Origin of the sequence: Nonomuraea turcica (genome assembly GCF_030718205.1) — a bacterium.
GTDB lineage: Bacteria > Actinomycetota > Actinomycetes > Streptosporangiales > Streptosporangiaceae > Nonomuraea.
In genome coordinates this window covers 15,953-34,158 of sequence record NZ_JAUZQF010000009.1, presented here as the reverse complement: position 1 = coordinate 34,158, position 18,206 = coordinate 15,953, and the positions used below count along the sequence as shown (strand labels likewise).

General features: G+C 69.8%; 17 protein-coding genes. 5 read left to right on the top strand and 12 right to left on the bottom strand.

Annotated features, from left to right (window positions below; translation table 11 throughout):
* Positions 1 to 32: 32 nt before the first annotated feature.
* Positions 33 to 533 (top strand): pyridoxamine 5'-phosphate oxidase family protein, encoded by a 501-nt coding sequence (locus Q9G87_RS23325; RefSeq protein ID WP_305918563.1) that lies wholly within the window; start codon positions 33 to 35, stop codon positions 531 to 533.
* Between the two features lie 518 nt (positions 534 to 1,051).
* Here the strand turns inward: Q9G87_RS23325 and Q9G87_RS23320 are convergent.
* From Q9G87_RS23320 to Q9G87_RS23295, 6 genes are all read right to left on the bottom strand, one after another.
* A complete protein-coding gene (locus Q9G87_RS23320) occupies positions 1,052 to 2,482 on the bottom strand; it encodes an MFS transporter (RefSeq protein WP_305918562.1) in 1,431 nt (476 codons plus the stop codon).
* Between the two features lie 581 nt (positions 2,483 to 3,063).
* The gene (locus Q9G87_RS23315) at positions 3,064 to 4,299 is read right to left on the bottom strand and encodes an RNA polymerase sigma factor (protein ID WP_305918561.1); all 1,236 of its coding nucleotides are present in this window, start codon (positions 4,297 to 4,299) and stop codon (positions 3,064 to 3,066) included.
* On the bottom strand, positions 4,296 to 4,619 hold the full coding sequence (locus Q9G87_RS23310) for a YciI family protein (RefSeq protein WP_305918560.1): 324 nt from the start codon (positions 4,617 to 4,619) through the stop codon (positions 4,296 to 4,298). The genes Q9G87_RS23315 and Q9G87_RS23310 overlap by 4 nt, the downstream gene beginning before the upstream one ends.
* Before the next feature lie 52 nt (positions 4,620 to 4,671).
* A complete protein-coding gene (locus Q9G87_RS23305; RefSeq protein WP_305918559.1) occupies positions 4,672 to 5,265 on the bottom strand; it encodes a dihydrofolate reductase family protein in 594 nt (197 codons plus the stop codon).
* 238 nt (positions 5,266 to 5,503) lie between these two features.
* Complete coding sequence (locus Q9G87_RS23300; protein ID WP_305918558.1) at positions 5,504 to 6,343, bottom strand: MBL fold metallo-hydrolase; 840 nt, start codon at positions 6,341 to 6,343, stop codon at positions 5,504 to 5,506.
* Positions 6,337 to 6,552 (bottom strand): hypothetical protein, encoded by a 216-nt coding sequence (locus tag Q9G87_RS23295; protein ID WP_305918557.1) that lies wholly within the window; start codon positions 6,550 to 6,552, stop codon positions 6,337 to 6,339. The genes Q9G87_RS23300 and Q9G87_RS23295 overlap by 7 nt, the downstream gene beginning before the upstream one ends.
* A 161-nt stretch (positions 6,553 to 6,713) precedes the next feature.
* Here Q9G87_RS23295 and pdxR point away from each other — a divergent pair, with 161 nt between their 5' ends.
* Positions 6,714 to 8,144, top strand: a complete 1,431-nt coding sequence (gene pdxR, locus Q9G87_RS23290; RefSeq protein WP_305918556.1) for a MocR-like pyridoxine biosynthesis transcription factor PdxR — start codon at positions 6,714 to 6,716, stop codon at positions 8,142 to 8,144.
* Between the two features lie 9 nt (positions 8,145 to 8,153).
* On the opposite strand, the gene Q9G87_RS23285 is transcribed toward pdxR, so the two are convergent.
* Together Q9G87_RS23285 and Q9G87_RS23280 are read right to left on the bottom strand one after the other, a co-directional pair.
* The gene (locus tag Q9G87_RS23285; RefSeq protein ID WP_305918555.1) at positions 8,154 to 9,509 is read right to left on the bottom strand and encodes an FAD-binding oxidoreductase; all 1,356 of its coding nucleotides are present in this window, start codon (positions 9,507 to 9,509) and stop codon (positions 8,154 to 8,156) included.
* Between the two features lie 562 nt (positions 9,510 to 10,071).
* Positions 10,072 to 10,497 (bottom strand): MarR family winged helix-turn-helix transcriptional regulator, encoded by a 426-nt coding sequence (locus Q9G87_RS23280; protein ID WP_305918554.1) that lies wholly within the window; start codon positions 10,495 to 10,497, stop codon positions 10,072 to 10,074.
* A gap of 105 nt (positions 10,498 to 10,602) precedes the next feature.
* Here Q9G87_RS23280 and Q9G87_RS23275 point away from each other — a divergent pair, with 105 nt between their 5' ends.
* Both Q9G87_RS23275 and Q9G87_RS23270 read left to right on the top strand, forming a co-directional pair.
* A complete protein-coding gene (locus Q9G87_RS23275; protein ID WP_305918553.1) occupies positions 10,603 to 11,481 on the top strand; it encodes an MBL fold metallo-hydrolase in 879 nt (292 codons plus the stop codon).
* A gap of 78 nt (positions 11,482 to 11,559) precedes the next feature.
* Positions 11,560 to 12,189, top strand: coding sequence for a type 2 periplasmic-binding domain-containing protein (locus tag Q9G87_RS23270; RefSeq protein ID WP_305918552.1), 630 nt, complete (start codon positions 11,560 to 11,562; stop codon positions 12,187 to 12,189).
* Positions 12,190 to 12,330: 141 nt separating this feature from the next.
* Here Q9G87_RS23270 and Q9G87_RS23265 read toward each other — a convergent pair whose 3' ends face one another.
* Positions 12,331 to 13,200, bottom strand: a complete 870-nt coding sequence (locus tag Q9G87_RS23265) for a GNAT family N-acetyltransferase (RefSeq protein WP_305918551.1) — start codon at positions 13,198 to 13,200, stop codon at positions 12,331 to 12,333.
* A gap of 353 nt (positions 13,201 to 13,553) precedes the next feature.
* On the opposite strand from Q9G87_RS23265, the gene Q9G87_RS23260 reads away from it, so the two are divergent.
* Entirely contained in the window at positions 13,554 to 13,763 is a 210-nt protein-coding gene (locus tag Q9G87_RS23260) for a hypothetical protein (RefSeq protein WP_305918550.1), read from the top strand.
* Between the two features lie 19 nt (positions 13,764 to 13,782).
* Here Q9G87_RS23260 and Q9G87_RS23255 read toward each other — a convergent pair whose 3' ends face one another.
* The 3 genes from Q9G87_RS23255 to Q9G87_RS23245 are packed head-to-tail and all read right to left on the bottom strand — an operon-like array spanning position 13,783 to position 18,171.
* Positions 13,783 to 15,498, bottom strand: coding sequence for an ABC transporter ATP-binding protein (locus Q9G87_RS23255; RefSeq protein ID WP_305918549.1), 1,716 nt, complete (start codon positions 15,496 to 15,498; stop codon positions 13,783 to 13,785).
* Complete coding sequence (locus Q9G87_RS23250; RefSeq protein ID WP_305918548.1) at positions 15,495 to 17,240, bottom strand: ABC transporter ATP-binding protein; 1,746 nt, start codon at positions 17,238 to 17,240, stop codon at positions 15,495 to 15,497. Before Q9G87_RS23250 ends, Q9G87_RS23255 begins: the two co-directional genes overlap by 4 nt.
* Positions 17,233 to 18,171: an alpha/beta hydrolase gene (locus tag Q9G87_RS23245; protein ID WP_305918547.1), complete on the bottom strand. Its 939-nt coding sequence runs from the start codon at positions 18,169 to 18,171 to the stop codon at positions 17,233 to 17,235. Before Q9G87_RS23245 ends, Q9G87_RS23250 begins: the two co-directional genes overlap by 8 nt.
* Positions 18,172 to 18,206 lie beyond the last annotated feature (35 nt).

Here is an 18,206-nt window from a genome sequence, read left to right as displayed (position 1 = left end):
GACGCTGAGAAACAACAATGAGAGGAATTACCGTGGAATCGCACGAGGTCACCGAGATTCTGAACCGGCCGCTCAGCCGGGAGCTGTTGGCCCGCGACATGACCCGCCTGGCCTACGTCGCCAAGGACGGCACACCCCGCAACATCCCGATCATCTTTGCCTGGAACGGCTCGGAGATCGTCATGTGCACCCCGAAGAACGCTCCGAAGCTCCAGGCCCTGCGCGAGAACCCGATGGTCGCCCTGACCATCGACACCGAGGTGCACCCGCCCAAGATCTTGCTCATCCGCGGCCGGGCCGAGCTGGACTTCGTCGATTGCATCCCGGACGAGTACCTCCAGACGACCAGCACCTACGAGATGACGCCCGAGCAACGGGTCGCGTGGGAGGCGGAGGTGCGATCGCTCTACCACGACGGCATGGTCCGGATCGTCGTGACCCCGACCTGGGCGAAACTGATCGACTTTGAGACAACCCTGCCGAGCGCGGTCGAGGAACTGATCCGGCAGCGGGAGGAGCGTCAGTCTGCCTGAGCGGCGCGAGGTCGCCCGCGTTGGGTGGATCGCCCACGCCGTATCCCCACCGCGGTGCGCGGAAAGGCCTGCTCCTGCCGACCGCACCGGGTGCCGATCGAGAAGAGGCGATCCGACGCGGCTGATTGTGGGGCACCACCATGTCCTTGGCGGGCCTGGGACGCGAAGTGGCCGTCCCCGTGCCCGATTGTGGCCGCCTCGGAGTGCGCGGATTCGTTGAAGTTCGCCAGGAAATGTCGAGGTAGGAGGTCGATAACCCGCGCGCGGTTTCGTCCTCGAAAGAAGAATCGCTCTAGTTCCTCCGGTGTCGGATCCGTGATGCGAAACCTCATAGTCCAGCAGTGGGTTACCGTCGACAACATCGCCGCGGAGGAGACGACGGGCTCAGTTTGTGTCGGGGGAGCCCTTTTCCGAGACCACCAACAAAGCCTTCAAGGCAAGCGTGATGGGGTTCGTCGACGCGGTAGACACGCTGATTCTCGGTGGTGGTCAGCCAGGCGGCGAGGATGGCCGGTTGCTCACTGGTGGGGTTCTGATGGTGCCTTGCGGGGCATCAGGGCGACGATCGGGAGGCTGAGGGCGGTGACGGCCAGAACGACGATAAGAGTGACTTTCATCGCATGAGCCAGTCCGGAGGTTGCGGCTTGGAAGAACATCGACGTGACCGCGGCCGAGCCGATCGCTGAAGCGAGTTGCTGGATCGAGCTGAGCGAGCCGCTGGCGCTGCCGGCTTCCTCAGGGCTCGCGTCGCCGAGAGCAACGGTGGGGATCGTGGCGAAGCAGAGGCCGGTGCCGATGCCGATGACGATCAACGCCGGGGCCAGCGCCCAGAGGCTGACGTTCGTCCCGGAGTGATCGACGAGGGCCAGGACCCAACCACAACCGACGAGGGAGACGGTGAGGCCGATGAAGACGAGCCTGCGACCGAGCTTGGCAACCAGGCCACCCATGGCGGCGAACGCGGCGGCGATGAGCCCCAGGGTGAGCGGCACCAGGCCGAGCGAGGCGTCCCGCGGGCTGGCGTGCAGCCCCTCCTGCAGGAACAGCGACAGCACGAAGAACAGGCCGGTGCCGGCGGCGAAGACGGCCAGGCCCACGAGCATTCCGGAGGTGAAACCTCGGTTCTTCAAGAGCGAGGGCGTGATGAGCGGGTGGGTTGCGGTGCGCTGACGGTAGGCGAAGGCAGCGAAGAACAGGACGCCGACGGCGATCGCGACGACAGGGACGGCGCTCCAGCCGTTGGTCGAGCCCTCGATCAGACCGTACAGCAGCCCGAGCATGGTTACCGCAAGCAGGCCGGAGCCCCAACCGTCGACGACGGTGGACCGGTCGCCGTCGTCGTCACGCGGCAGGATCTTGACGGCTATGCCCAGCCCAACAGCGCCAAGGATGATGTTTGCGAGGAAGATCGGGCGCCAGGACAGGCCGAACAGGTCGGCGTTGATGATGAATCCGGCCAGGACCGGGCCGCCGACACTGGAGATACCGAGAATCGGGCCGAACAGCCCGAACGCCTTGGCGAGCATGTCGCGGCTGAACGCCTTCGTCATGATCGCCATGCCTTGCGGGATGAGTAGAGCCCCGAACGCTCCCTGAGCAACCCGGGCGGCGATGAGCGGAGCCGGGTCAGGTGAGAACCCGATGACTGCCGAGGCCAGGGTGAACCCACCCATGCCGACCAGGAAAAGCCTGCGTTGGCCGAACTTGTCACCCAGCCGTCCGCCGGTCAGGAGCAGGACACCCATGGCGAGCATGTACGCCGGTCCCAGCCACTTGATCAGACTCTCACCGCCGTTGAGCTCGCGCGCGATGGTGGGGGCCGCGATGTTCGTGATCGTCCCATCGATCACGTCGATAGCGTCGGCAAGCAGCACCAGCCCCAGGATCGCCCACATCCGGCGGCTGGAGCGGCGTGTGGTGACTGTGCTCGGCTCCGTCAAGCTAGTCATGAGGAACGTCCTTCCCTTACCCCGGGGCGCCCCTCCTGGGCGGCCTCTCACCCCCACTACGAACACCCCCGACCCGATCCGACACCGCCCACAAAATGTCGTCGAGATCTTCCGGCGCGTGTGTCGTTGGCGAACCGACCACGGTGGTGTGGAGGCACCTACGCACGCTTCTCAGCCGCGTGCGACAGCTAGAGATGTCGCGGCGCTCTCCGGATCGCCCACGTCAGGCCCGGTATGACGATCGCCGCTGCCAGTACATGACCACCTGCGAGCAGGAGCCTGGCCGATGTAGTCGTGTGGCTCGGAGCAAGAGGGAGCGCGAACCAGACCATGGTCAGCGTGAGTAGGCCTGCCGGGACGGCGTCTGCATTGGCGTTGGCGTGCGACTTTCCGGGCCGAGCAGTACCGCGCGAGTCGCGGCCGGTCGAGAACAGGCCGCGTCTCTACGGCCGCCGCCACCCGGCGCCCCCGAATCCTGCGCCGTTGCTCGGCGAGAAGGGTTGGCGTCTGAACATGTCAATAGTGCCGCGTTCCGCGTCGCCTTTCATCGCCGTATCACGTGCGCTCTTCAAGCGCGGGCGCTACTGCAGTTGGGCGCGGCGGCGGGTGAGGTAGGCGGTCTCGCCGGTGTTGCCGGCCAGCTCGATGGCCTGGTCGTAGGCCGCGCGTGACTGCTGTCTTCGGCCCAGCCGGCGCAGCAGGTCGGCGCGGGTGGCATGGTAGGCGTGATAGTCGGCCAACGCCTCGGCGAGGCGGTCAACGATGGCCAGTGCCACGTCCGGCCCGTCGAGCTCGGCCACGGCGATGGCCCGGTTGAGGGCGATGATCGGCGAGGGGTCGAGGCGGACGAGCTGGTCGTAGAGGGCGAGGACCTGCGACCAGTCGGTGTCGCGGATGTCACGTGCGGAGGTGTGCACCGCGTTGATCGCCGCGAGAATCTGGTAGCGACCCGGAGCCACCCCGGCAGCGGCAGCGGCCAGGCGCTCGCGCACCAGCCGATGACCTTCGGCGATCAGTTCCGCGTCCCAGGCCCCACGGTCCTGCTCGTCGAGCGCGACCAGTTCGCCGTTCGCCGAGATCCGGGCGGTGCGGCGGGCCTCGGTGAGCAGCATCAGCGCCAGCAGCCCGGCCACTTCTCCGTCCTGCGGCAGGAGCGCGCGGATCAGGCGGGTGAGCCGGATCGCCTCGGTGGTCAGGTCGTGTCGTACGGGATCGGTGTCGGGGCCGCTGGCCAGGTAGCCCTCGTTGAAGACGAGGAACAGGACGGCCAGGACGCCGGAGACACGAGCCGGCAGATCGTCGGCGGACGGCATCCGATAGGGGATGCGAGCCGCCTTGATCTTGGCCTTCGCGCGGGTGATGCGCCGCTCCATGGTGGTCCCCTGCACCAGGAAGGCACGGGCGATCTCGGGCACGGTCAGACCGCCGACCATGCGCAGCGTCAACGCCACGCGTGCTTCCACCGCCAGCGCCGGGTGACAGCAGGTGAAGATCAACCGGAGCCGGTCATCGTCGATGGCGCCCAGCGGCTCGGGTGGGGTGTTGTCGTGCAGCATCTGAGCCTCCTTGTGTTTGTCGTCGCGTTTGTTCTCGCGCCGGATCCGGTCGATGGCCTTGCGGTTGGCGGTGGTGGTCAGCCAGGCGCCGGGGTTGGGCGGTACGCCGTCGGCCGGCCACCGCTCCACGGCGGTCGCGAACGCCTCAGCAGCCGCCTCCTCGGCGATGTCGAGGTCACCGAAACGCCTGGTCAGGGCGGCCACCACCCTCGCCCACTCGTCGTGGTGGGCCCGGGTGATCGCCTCCTCGACGTCGCTCACAGGAACGGCCGCACCTCGATCTTCCGATCGCAGACCTTCGACGCCTCGGCGGCGAGCTTGAGCGCCACATCCAGATCGGGGGCCTCCCACACCCAGACGCCGGCGAGGTACTCCTTCGACTCCACGAAAGGCCCGTCGCTGAACACCGCCTGCTCGCCCCGGTTGTCGATGACCGTGGCCGCGTCGGTGTCCGCGAGTCCGCCCGCGAAAACCCAGTAGCCCTCGGCGATCAGTCGTTCGTTGAACGCGCTGATGGCAGGCCGCCTGTCCGTGCTGCCGGGATTGCTCTTGTCATCGATCACGGAAACCAGGTACTGCATCTGAAGATCATCTCCTGTGGTGTCAGGACAGCGTGGTTCGGTGGGAGGGACTTCAGCCCCGTGCATACCGCGGGCGCCCGGCCGGCCGGTAGACCTGGATCGTCACGCCCTTCGAGTCGACCCGCGACTCGACCAGGTCGAGCGCAAGATCCGGACCGGTCTCCGGGAACAGTCTCGCGCCCTGGCCGAGGATCACCGGGATCACGATCAGAATCATCTCGTCGACCAGATCGTTCTCCAGCAGCCACCGGGTCAGGATGCCACTGCCGTGCACCTGCAGCTCACCCCCGGGCTTGGCCTTCAGCTCACTGATGGCCGCCGCGAGGTCACCGCGGAGAACGGTCGTGTCCTCCCAACGCGGCGCGGTGAGCGTGGTCGAGGCAACGTACTTGGGGGCCTTGTTCAAGGCCACGCCGATGGGATGTGTCTGGTCCCAGGAGGTGAACAACTCGTAGGTGCGCCGGCCGAACAGGAACGCCTCGGCGCGCTGGTAGGTCTGCGTGATGAACGTCCTGGTCTCGTCGTCACCCGCCCCCCGGGCCCATCCGCCGCGCTCGAATCCGTTCCTGCGGTCCTCATCCGACGCACCGCCGTTTCCCTGCATCACTCCATCGAGGGTGACCTGAGTCACGGTCGTCAGCTTCATGATCGCGATTCCTTCACCTTGGCGTCGCCCCTTGCGGGCGGCCTCATCCCTGCTACGAACGCCACCGCCCCGATCCGACACCTCCTCCCGGACTTCTTTGGAGAACTTTCCGGGACGCCGGTCGTCGGCGGCGTCCACAACACCCTCGAAGACGCCCACCTTGCTGCGGCAGAGGGCAACCCCCGCTGACCAGCCCGACTGGCGACCCGCGCGTACTAGCTGTGTCGCACACCGATCGCTAGCGGGGCGTTCCGTCGCGCTCGCTTCTTTGGGCGAGGCTCCGGAGTTGCCCTGTGTGCACGTCGCTCACCCATTCCCAGCCGGGCTTGGCCGATGGGCCGATCCGCGGGTCGCTGGGATCCCGGCCGTCACGCAAGGCGTGCACGTACGCCTGATCTTGATTGATCCGTGCGCGTACCTGATCAGCTTCGCCGACGGACCCATGGCCAGGGACGACGACATCGACATCGTCCGCCACCTCCTCGAGCAGCCGCAGCGCTGCAAGGTAGTCCTCGATCGGGTCATTGGTGCTGTTTAAGTCGTCAAGCATCGGAATCAGGACATCAGAGAGCATGTCGCCGGCGATGAGAACCCCGCGTTCTTCGATCAACAGCGCCGCGTGGCCCGGGGCATGCGCTTGATGCTCGATGATCCGGATGTGAGGGCCGTCCCAAGGAATCTGCGCAGTTTCGGCGGGCAGGCCGGTGATGAGGCCGAGTAGGTCCAGCGGTACCTGCCCGGCGATTTCCGTCTCGAGCAGGTGGTCGGCGATGCGGGCCTTCGCACCTGCATCCGACAGCAGATCTCGCATGTAAGCCGCGCAGCGCGCCGTGCCGTAACGGGGCACCTCGCCGAGCCGGGCGTGCCAGAGCACGTGATCCCAATCCGGATGCGTCGAGAACCCTGCCACAACGGGCTGACCCAACTCGCGAAGGTCGTTCGCGAGGCAGTCGATCTCAGAGCTGGTCACCCCGGGGTCGATGAGCAACACACCGGCCCAGCCCTGCACCACAACGGCGTTGCTCTGCACGAACTCGCTCTCGTGGACCAGCACACCCTCCGCGACTTGCCTCAGCACGGGCACGCCTCGCAGTTCAGGAACGTGACGTCGTCGGCGGGCGTGGCATCCTCGGGGTGGTGGGTGTATTGGTCGATCAGGCCCGGACGAGATGACATCCGGGTCATCCAGTCCGTGGTGTGGTTCGGCACTGCCACGAAGCCGTCCAGGGACATCGTGAAGTGCCAGAGCACCTTCCCGCCTGAGGTCTGCGGCTCAGTGTCGTTCATTCGTCGCCTCCTGCGATCTGCTTGCGATTTGTGACTTGTCGAAGAGAGATGGCCCCAGTCCCCGTGGCCCCGGGTCAGGAGCTCATCTGGATAGTTCGCCACCGACCACCCAGCCTGGCAGGAATTGGTACACGCCGGTAAGGTCCGATCCTGTGGGGCGATTGAGGACCAATTCCGGACCGGTCGAGGACCTGCTCATTGAGCTGGACCGCGACGCCGGGGTGCCACTGCACCGGCAGATCGAGGCGTCCATCCGCGCAAGCATCCGGGCCGGCCGGCTGCGAGCGGGCGCGTCGCTGCCACCCACCCGCACCCTCGCGACCGGGCTCGGGGTTTCCCGCGGGGTGATCGTGGAGGCCTACCAGCAGCTTGTCGCCGAGGGCTACCTCGCCAGCCGATCGGGCGGTTACACCCGGGTCGCCGCGTCGATGCCGCCGGCCAACGCCGGCGCGGGCTCCGCGGCTTCGACGGCGCAGCCGGCCGCGCGCAGCGTCGGCTTCAGGGTCGACTTCGGGTACGGGCGCACCGACGTGTCGCAGTTCCCGCGGGCTGCCTGGCTGCGCTCGGTTCGTACCGTGCTCACCACCACGCCCAACGACCGGTTCGCCTACCTCGACGGGCGTGGCGTGCCGGAACTGCACGAGGCCCTGTGCGACTACCTCAACCGGGTGCGCGGCACGCTGGCCGTCCCCGGCAATGTGGTGATCTGCAACGGCTACGGGCAGGGCATCGCGCTGCTGATCCAGGTGCTCGCGCGGCGCGGCGCCAGGCGGATCGCCCTGGAAGACCCGTCGTCCGACGACGACGCCCGGGTCCTGGCCGGGGCCGCGGGACTGGACGTGGTCGGCATCCCGGTGGGTCCGGACGGCGTTCAGGTCGACGCGCTCCATCGGGCCGACGCCGACGCCGTCGTGCTCACGCCGTCGCACCAGTGGCCAACCGGCGGGGTGCTGTCGGCGGCGGCCAGGGCCGAGGTGATCCGCTGGGCGAAACGCCGCGGCGCGATCGTGATCGAGGACGACTACGACGCGGAATACCGCTACGACCGCTCGCCGGTGGGCGCCATGCAGGGCCTCGCGCCCGATCACGTCGTCTACTGCGGTACGGCCAGCAAGACGCTCGCGCCGGGGTTGCGGCTCGGCTGGCTGGTGCTGCCTGCCCACCTGGTGACCGACGTCTCCACGGCCAAGCTGCTCGCCGACCGCGGTTCGTCGGTCATCGACCAGCTGACGTTCGCCGACTTCCTCGCCCGCGGCGAGTTCGACCGTCACCTGCGCCGGATGCGTCCGGTGTACCGGCGCCGCCGCGACGCACTGCTGGACGCCCTGCGCACCCATCTGCCCGATCTGGAACCGGCCGGAATCGCCGCCGGGCAGCATGTGGCCGCCTGGCTCCCGCCCGACCTCGATGAGGCGGCGGTGGTGGCGGCAGCCGCCCGGCACGGGCTCGGCATCCAGGGCGTCGGGCCGTTCCGGATCGACGGCGCCGGGCCCGGTGGCCTGATCTTCGGCTACGCCATCCTCGGCGAAAGGGCCATCGCCGAGGGGGTCGCGCTGCTGGCGACGGCCATCCGGGAGGTACGAGGATCCTGACGCGGCCCGTCACAGTGCCGGACGGATGTTCTGGTTCAGGTGGAACACGTTGGCCGGGTCGTACGCGGTCTTCACCGCGGTCAGCCGGACCAGCTTCGCGGCCGAATACGCCCGCCGGACGCCGCGCTGCCCATCGGCCAGCTCGTCGGCCGTCAACGAGTTGACATACACCCCACTCGCGTACGGCTCGAGCGACGCACCGGCGGCGCGGGCGGCACCCATCCTGGCGTCGTCCTCGGCCGGGTCGGTCCAGCGGGAGCCGGCACCGAACTCGAACATCGTGCCGCGGTGACTGAACGCCGCGTCCGCATCCGGGACATCGTCGATCGCGCCGCCGTGCGCCTGCAGGCCGACGCCCGGCAGGTCCAGGCTCGCGCTCAGGTCGGCGCCGCCGCGCAGCAGGAACGCCTCGATCGCCGCGGTGGGAAAGCTCCGCAGGTAGTGCCCCTTGGAGTAGCGGCGGTAGGCGTGACCGCCGGTGGAGTCGTCACGTTGCTGAAGTTCGAGGTAGGAGGGTGTGGTGACGCGCGACGCGACGGGACGCCCGAGCGCCCGCATCGCGGGCAGCAGCCGGCGGCCCTCGTCCGGGTCGCCGACCCACACGAACCCCAGCGTGGCGATCGGGCCGGCGGGACCGCTGCCGACGCTGGCGGTGAACGTCGCCTGCCGGGGCGCGACGGCGTTCAGGTCGCGCCAGCCCTCGATGACCGGGACGGCGTCCTCGGCGCGGAAGTCGAACTCGGCGACCAGCGTCCGCGTGCCGATGCGATGCAACTGGAACTCGAACTCGGTGACGATGCCGAAGTTGCCGCCACCGCCGCGCAGGCCCCAGAACAGGTCGGGGTTCTCGGTGCGGCTCGCGGTCACCACGTCCCCCTCGGCGGTGACCATCGTGTAGGAGACGACGTTGTCGCAGGCCAGGCCGTACTGGCGGGCCAGCCAGCCCATGCCGCCGCCGAGCGTGAGCCCGCCGACGCCGGTGTGCGAGACGTTGCCGGCGGTGGTGGCCAGGCCGTACGCCTGGGACGCCCGGTCCAGCGCGCCGAGTAGCGCGCCGCCCTGCACCCGAGCCCGGCGACGGGCCGGGTCGATCCGCACGCCCCCCATGAACGTCAGGTCGATCATGAGACCACCGTCAGGCACGGCGAAGCCGGCGACGTTGTGGCCGCCGCAGCGCACGCCGATCTCCAGGTCCAGTTCCCGGGCCATCCGCACGGCGGCGACCACGTCGGCGACGCCCGCCGCGCGGACGATCATGCGCGGATGCCGGTCGACCATGGCGTTCCAGACGGTACGGGCGGTGTCGTAGCCGGCGTCGCCAGGCGTGAGGAGCCGGCCGTCGAAGCGGGTCGCTGTCGTTGTCATGCCACTCAGCCTGGCAGGAATCGGTACACTCGATAAGGTCCGATCCTGTAGGCCGATTGAGGACCAATTCAAGGGCCGGTCGGGATCTGCTCATCGATTTCGCACCCGGTGTCTGTCGGGTCCCCGTGCCCAGCGCGCTGGTCGCGGTGGGACCGCGGCCGCGCGAACAGCCAGTGACGATAAGAGGCGTCCGCCGGGCTCCTGGCCGTGACTGGCCGTTCGGTTGCTGCTCAAGCCCCGAATCGCGCGCACGGCCCAAACGAGTGGGGTCGCCGCAGGTCACGGTGCGCAACCGCGCAATCCGCCGAGGGTTGGTTTCGGTCCGGACGTTCGGGGATGAGTCCGGCGCTCTGCGGCGCGATAACGCTGAATCGAGCGTTTGCACAGGTCGTATTGCTTGCTAAATGGCCGCCCGGGAACTCCCGGTCACGCGCGGTCGCCTTTGGGCGTCTGGCTCGATTCTTACCGGCATCCCGTGGAGATCGGCGACCACGTGATGCGGCCGACCCCGGACGGCCGGGGAGGCTTCGGATAAGGAGTCCCTGATGATGGTCCCGGGGGATCAGTGGACGACGGCGCGGGCGAGGAGGTGTTGCAGGGCGTCTTGCTCTTCGGGGGACAGCGGGGCCAGCGGGGAGTCCTTAGAGAGCAGATCCAGGAGGCGCTCGCGGAGTTCGGCGCCCGCGGACGTCAGGACGAGCTGCTTGGCGCGGCGGTTGCCGGGGTGTGGATGGCGTTCGAGGTAGCCCTGTTCCTCGAGGCGGTCGGCGACGAAGGTGGCGTTGGAGGGCTCGCAGCTCATCCGTTCGGCGAGCTCACGCAACGTCATGGGACCGGTCAGCTCGCGCAACGCGACGCCCTGCGAGGCGGTCAGGCCAAGCGTGGCCGCGCGGACCCGGACGTGCGCCTCGATCTGTTTGGCCAGGCCGTTGATCAGGCCGCAAAGCTCACGGTCGGCCTGGACCTGGGTCCCACGCTCGTCGGTCATGGCCAGAGTCTACTACAACTCAAACAATTGCAATTAGAATGGTTCTAGTTGTAACGTCTCCTGTGCCGCCGTCCGGTGGTGTCTCTCTGAGCACGAGGCAGGAACATGGCCACGACGACCGTTTTCGACCGCGCGCGACTGAGCCGCGCGCCCCGCGTCCGCTCGCTCCAGTTGGGCGACCTAACGATCACGTACGTCCCCGACGGGGTGGTCCGACTCAAGCCGCGCGGCTGGTTGCCCACCGCCACCGCCACCGACTGGGCCACCCACCGCGACCACCTCGACGACGACGGCTTTCTGGTCGCCGGGATCGGCGGGCTGCTGGTCGAGCGAGGCGACCAGGCGCTGCTCATCGACACCGGGTTCGGACCCGAGTCCCACCCCGACGACCCGGCCAACCCGCTGCTGGGGCGGTTGTACGGGGGTGAACTGCTGGACAGCCTGCGGCGGCTGGGCCGTACGCCGGAGCAGATCGAGGCCATCGCCATCACCCACCTGCACAGCGACCACCTAGGTTGGACGTGGAGCACCGCCCCCGGCGACGACGCACCACCCTTCGCGCACGCCGCTCATCTGGTCGCGGCGCCCGAGTGGGAGCGGCGCGACCTCGCCGCCGAGCAGCGACTCGCCGTCATGGAACCCCGGGTCCGCACGATCAGGGACGGCGAAGAGATCTTCCCCGGCGTCCGGGCCTCCTTCGCGCCCGGACACACCATCGGCCACACCACCTACACCATCACAGGCGGCGACCGGCGGCTCATCGCGTTCGGCGACGCCCTGCACGCGCCGGTCCAGGTCACCCACCCCGAATGGTCCTGTGGGATCGACCACGACCCGGCAAAATCCGCCAAGCATCGCCGCCGCCTGGTCGAAGAACTGAGCCGCCCCGACACCATCGGCTACGGCGGCCACTTCGCCGACGTGGTCTTCGGGCGGGCCGAACCTGGTCCCGACGGCCGGTTCGCCTGGATCCCCGTCGCCTGACCGCCTGCCACCGGCGGCGCGGTCTCCGATCTCACGCTGGAGCAGGCCGTCCTGGGCGAGGCCGGGCTGACCTCGCAGATGCTTCAGGGACCCGCGGCGCTGGGACTGGAGGGGATCGGCATTCTGCCCGGCCCGCTGCGCAGGCCCGCCGGCGTGGAACGACGCTTCCTCGGCCCGGCCGACTACAAGGGCGCGGGGATCGCGATCTCCGCCGGGCAGGTGGCGGCGCGCAGCCTGGCGGCTTTGGGGGCCACGGCGGTGCCCTACGCGTTCGAGGGCGCGCCGGTGGACGGCTTCGACGGGGTGGAGCTGCAGATCGCGGCCGTGCGGGGCAACCGGTATGACGGGACGCTGCGGTCGCTGACAGCGGACGTGAGCCTGTGGCCGCGGCCGCTCACGATCGTCGCAAGCCGCCACGCCCTCACTCCGGACCAGCGGGACCTGCTGCGCCGTGCCGCGCTGGCGGCGGTGCCGGAGAGCATCGAGTTCATCAGGTCCTTCGAGCAGGAGGCGATCGGCGCCCTGTGCCGGCGCGGTGCAATCGAACTGGTGACTGCCGGCCCCGAGCGGGTGCGGGAGCTGCGCGCCGCGTTCGCCCCGGTTTACACCTGGCTGGAGGATGACCGCCAGACCAAGGACCTCCTCACCCACATTCGCGCGCTCCGCGACAGCACACCGGCCGAGATGGCTCCCGCCTGCCCGGCTTAAGGAAAGATCCCGTGAGTTCCTCTACGCCTCTTCGGCCTCTCTGGCTGCAGGACCTGAACTTGTCGGCTGGGGCCAGAAGCCGGATGGCGTCGTACACCGTGGCGTGCGGGCGCCGGACTGGGCGGGGTCCTCCAGGAAAGCTCAAGAAGCGTTGCGGTACAGGTCCCGTCTCTTGGGCAACTGCTCGAGGCCGGCCGACCGGTAGGTGGCGACGGCGCCGACGTTGGAGCTCGGCGTGCACACGTCCACGCTGGACGAACCCAATTCCTGGAGTGCGCGCGCTGCGGCGACTGTGATCGCTTTGCCGAAACCGTGACGGCGGTGTGCCCGGTGCACGCCCATCGGCTCGATCAGCCCGGGCTTGCCTGCACCCGCCGACCACGCCGTCACGGCCGCCACCGCCTCGCCCTGCTCGTTGCGAGCGAGCAGGCACCGCGCGTCGACGTACGGCGCACCTGCCGCCATCGCGTGCCAGCGCTCGTCGGTGAACGTGGACCCGTCGAACGACGCCCGCAGGATCGCGGCCCACTCGTGCGCCTGTTCCGGCCCGATCACCTCGACGCGTACGCCGGGATCCGGCACAGGCGTGCCGAGGTCGCGCCGAAGCGGTGTCCACGGCTCGCCACTCTCCCAGCCGTCCTTGAACAACAGGTCCTGGACCAGCGCACCCATCGTCGCCTCGACGTACACCTCGCCCTCGGGCAGCACACCACGCTCAAGCGCCGATACATCCTCGACCACCGCCTGCGCCAACTCCTCGTCCCGCAACGCCTCGGGCGCGAACGCCAATCGCAGCAACTCCGCACCATCCAGCAGCCCGACCGCCAGAACCTCCCCAGCCCGGCTCCAGATCCGCGTAGCCTCCGCCGTCCGCTCCGCGCCGAACCGCCAGAACCACCCCACATCCCCCGGATGCAACTGCACGGGCCCTCCGTCGTACTGCCACTCCCCCAACACCCGCACCACGTCACGGAGCCCGTCGACCCCCGGCCTGCCCATCTCGATCGCCATCCCCCGATCACACACCACCCCACCGACCCTCCGCACCGGAATTTCCCGTCGGCGGTCACTCTGAACAACGGCGTGCAGATGCCGATCCTCGGCTTCGGCGTTTTTTCAAGTCCCCGCCGACCAGACCGAGCAGGTCGTAACCGATGCTCTGGCCGCCAGCTTCCGCCACCTGGACACCGCCGCCGTCTATGGCAACGTAGGCGGGGGACCTTCCAGGAGCGCTGACCGGTTCTCATCCGGCCCGAGGCATGTCTCACTGATCATGAGTCTCATCGACCAAGCCGGCCGCCTGGAGGCCCCAGGCGGCCGGCAGGAGACATGCCACCCCGGATCACTTGGTCAGAGAGCGGCCGGTGACCTCAGACCGCCAGGCCCGCGACGGCATCGAGGATCGCGTGGCCAGGCCGAGCAGCGGTGCTCTGTCTTCGGCGTTGCCGGCGGCATTGGCCGCCACCATCCAGCAGGTGTTGATGCTGGATGAGGTGACAGGTTGCGGCAGGGCTGGGAAGAAGCTCGCCTGCCTCGGCATGCGCGCGGGCGTCCGCGATCCCGTCGTGCGTTGACCCGAGGGGACATCGCCCCCTATTCAGGCGCTGCCGGCACCATGGAGATGTCCCAGAAGGCGGCATAGCGGCCGCCGCGGCGGAGCAGCTCGTCGTGCGTGCCTTCTTCCACCACCCGGCCGCCGTCCAGGAAGGCGATGCGGTCGGCGTTGCGCACGGTACGCAGCCGGTGCGCCACCATCACCACCGTCCGGCCCGCCATCAGCCGTTCGATGCCCTGGTGGACGGCCGCTTCGTTCACCGGGTCGAGGGCGGAGGTCACCTCGTCCAGCAGCACGATGGGGGCGTCTTTCAGTAGGGCGCGGGCGATGGAGACGCGCTGGCGTTCGCCGCCCGACAGCAGGGTGCCGCCCTCGCCGACGGCGGTGGCCCAGCCGTCCGGCAGGCGTTCGATCACCTCGTCCAGGCGGGCCGCGGTCGACGCCGCGCGGACCTCGGCTTCGGTGGCACCGGCGCGGCCGAGCCGGATGTTGTCCTCGATGGTGCCGTCGAAGAGGTAGACATCCTGGAAGACGATGGCGATCCGGGCCATGAGCGCCTGCGTGTCGATGGCGCGGACGTCCGTGCCGCCGATGCGGATCGCGCCGGTGTCCACGTCGTGGAAGCGGGCCAGGAGCTGCAGCAAGGTGCTCTTGCCCGCACCTGAGGGGCCGACGACGGCCAGTCGCCGGCCTTCGGGGAGGGTCAGCGAGAGGTCGTCGATCACCGTGCGGTCGCCGTGGCGGAAGGTGACGGAGTCGAACTCCAGGTCGTGTCGGGCCGGTTCGATCGGCTCGCGGGGTTCGGGGAGCGGCGGGGTGCGCAGGAGCGTGTCGAGTTTGGTCAGCTCGGCGCGGGCGCCGCGGAGCTGGCCGCCGATGTCGCCGAGGGAGAGGAGGGGGTCGGCGCAGCGGGTGGCCAGGACCAGGATGGCGAGCACCTCGGCCGGGCCGATGGTGCCGCCCAGCGCCAGGTACGTGCTCAGGACCAGCAGCGCGGTGAGGATCGCCTGCACCGTGAGGGACAGGCCGAGGATGCCGGGCAGCGCCGACAACATGGAGCGGCGGGAGGCACGCTGGAGCTCGCGCAGCGAGTCGTCGAGCAGGCCGAAGCGCTCGACGGTACGGCCGCCTGCTCGCAGCACCGGCTGGGCCTGCAGGTATTCGATGACCCGACCGGCGGCTTGCTGGTCGCGGTGGTGGCGTTCCGCGTCGGCGGCGGCCGTGGCGCGTCCCGTCCAGAGCTGGATCCCCGCCACGACGGGCACGGCGAGCAGCGCGGCCAGCCCCAGCTGCCAGTTGAAGGCGAGCATCACCGCGACGATGGTCAGGGGAGTCACGGCGGCGGAGACGTACGGCGCCAGCACGTGCGCGAGCACACTCATCGCCTGGAGCACGCCCCTGCTGGCCAGGAGCGACACCTCGCCGACGCGGCCGGGGCCGTACCACCCGATGGGCAGGCGGGCCAGGTGGCCGCCGAGCCGCCGGTACGTGCCGCGCAGCAATGTGGTTCCGACGCGGAAACCGGACAGGTCGCTGGCGTAGCGGAGCACGGCGTAGATCGCGCCCGCCGCGCCGAACGCGATCAGCCAGGGGCGGGCGGTGGCGGCGTCGTTGTCGAACAGGGCCCGCAGCACGGGGACCAGCAGGGCGTACGACAGGCCCTCGACGACCGCGGTCGCCGTCATGAGGGCCACGGTGCGGCGCACCGGTCGCGCGTACTGGTGTCCCAGGACGCGCAGGAGCATGCGGATCATCGGGGCTCGTCTCCTCGGTGGGATCGCCAGAACGCGGCGAACCTGCCGCCCTGGCTCAGCAGTTCGGCGGGCGTGCCGCGCTCGATGATCGCTCCGTCGTCCAGCATCACGACGGTGTCGGCGTCAGCGATCGTCTCCAGACGGTGGGCGATGACCACGATGGTGCGATCGCCCTGCAGCGTGGCCAGCGCGTGCCGTACCGCCTGCTCGGTCTGTGGGTCGGCGAACGCGGTCGCCTCGTCCAGCACCAGCACGGGGGTGTCGGCGAGCAGCGCGCGGGCGATGGCGATCCGTTGCGCCTCACCGCGCGACAGCCCGGCCTCCTCGTCGAGCACCGTGTCGTAGCCGCGCGGCAGCTGCAGGATCCGGTCGTGGATGTTGGCCAGCCTGGCGGCCCTGACCACCTGGTCGCGGTCGGCCTGCGGGACCGCCAGGGCGACGTTGTCGGCGACGGAGGCACGCAGGAGGCGGATGTCCTGGAAGACGAAGGAGACTGTCCGGTAGAGCTGCCTGCTGCCGAGCTCGCGCAGATCGACGCCGCCCAGGGTGATCGAGCCGTGGGTGGGGTCGAAGAACCGGGGCAGCAGCTGGACCAGCGTGGACTTGCCGCTGCCCGAGGAGCCCACGATCGCGGTGATCGTGCCGGGTTCGAGTACCAGGTCGATGCCGCGCAGCACCCTGCGGTCGGTGTCGTAGCCGAAGTGCACGTCCCGCAGCTCCACCCGGTGCCCGCGCGCCTCGATCGGGCGGCCGGGCTCGGGCAGCGGCTCCACCGCCAGCACGTCCCTGATCCGGCCGACCGCGCGCCGGGCCGCCTGCATGTCGTCGAGCCCGTGCCCCAGCGCCGCCACCGGAGCGGTCAGCCCCAGGCCCAGCAGCAGGAACGGCAGCAGGTCGGCCGGCGACAGGCCGCCGCCTGCGATCAGGAGGGTGCCGCCGACCAGCACGACCAGTAGCACGAACGGCGGCGCCAGCGCCGTCTGCATCCCGGCGGCGATCGGCGCCAGCCCGCGCGCCCACCGCAGGAACGTGTCGGCGAACTCGTCCGTGGCCGTCAGGAACTTCCGGTGCGTACGCCCGGCCCCGCCGAACGCCTTGACCACCGCGATGCCCTGCACGAACTCCACGACCGATCCGGCGATCCGTCCCATGGCCGCGTCGAACTCGCGCTGCTCCCGCTGCCGCGCCGGGGTCATCATCAACGGGACCAGCGCCACCGCCAGCAGCACCGGGATCAACGTGATCAGCGTGAGCCGCCAGTCCACCGTGAACAGGTAGACCAGCGACACCAGCGGCACCACGAACGCCGAGACCAGCTCGCCAGGCGTGTGGGCGATGAATGGATGCACCGCGCTCACGTCCTCGCCCACCACCTTGGCCAGCTCACCCGTCCTGCGCTGGGAGAACCACCCGATCGGGACGCGGCCCAGGTGCGCGGCCAGCCGCCGCCGGAAGGCCAGCTGCACCTGGCTGTCGAGCAGGTGCCCGATCCCCGACGATGCGGCGGTGAACAGCAGCCGGACCAGCAGGCCGGCGACGCCGGCGAGCACCACGAACCAGACATGAGCGCGATCGACCGGGCCGGGCGACAGTAAGGCGCGCCCCAGCTCGGCCACCGCCAGAAGCGGCGCCAGGCCCGCCACGGCGCCGATCACCTGCAGGATCACCAGGGCGGCGAAACTGCCGGCGTGCGGGCGCAACAGCCCGGCCACGGTGCCGGAGTCCGGCCGGGTGTCACTCACCGAGGGACTCCCGGAGGAAGGCGAGGATCTCCGCCCGGGCGGGCGTCGCCTGGGGTGCCATGCCTGGCATGCTCAGGAACGCGTGCCCCGCCTCCGGGTACTCGCTGAGCCGCGCGGGCGTCCCGGCCGCCTGGAGCCGCTCGGCATAGCGGCGGCCGTGGTCGGCGATCGGGTCGGAAGTCGGCACCACCACGAGCGCTGGGGCCAGCCCGTTCAGATCGTCGGCGTACAGCGGCGACAGCGCGCGGGCGTCGGCGCCCTCGGGGATGGCCAGCCGCTGGAAGAACCGCAGCAGCGGCACGGACAGGGTGGGCGTGTCCGCGTACTGGGTCGTCGAGTCGTACGTCCAGGCCGTCGAGGTCACGTCGACCGCCGGGTTGACCAGCACCTGCGCCCGCAGCCCCAGGCCGGCCCGCCTGGCCCTGATGGCCGCCAGCGCGCTGATCAGCCCGCCGCAGCTCTCGCCGAAGACGGCGACGCGGGCCGGATCGATGTCCCACGTCCCGGCGTGCTCCACCACGTGCCGGAGCACGTCCCAGCCGTCGTCGGCGGCGGCGGACAGCGGCGTCTCCCAGTCGAGGAGGCGGTGCTCGACCGAGACGACGACCGCCGGCAGGTGGGCGGCGAGGTGGCTGTTGACCCAGTCGCTCTGCGCGGCCGTGCCGACAAAGGCGCCTCCGTGCACGTGGATCACGAGGGGCAAGGCTCCTGCAGCCGAGGGACGGTACACCCGGACGGGAAGCTCACGGCCGGGCAGCGCCACCTGCTGCCAGCCGATCGTGGCACCGGAGTCCGGCTCCCCAGTGATCACCCGTGCCGCCGTCGACGCTCGGACGCGGTTCTCGGCGTCTCGGAAGGCGATCAGTTCCTCGGGCGTCACCATGGACCAGTCCGGCTCCGCCGGCCGCCGCATCGCGGTGATGTCGTTCATGGGCCTCTCCTCTGGTTTCGCTACCTCTGGTTTCG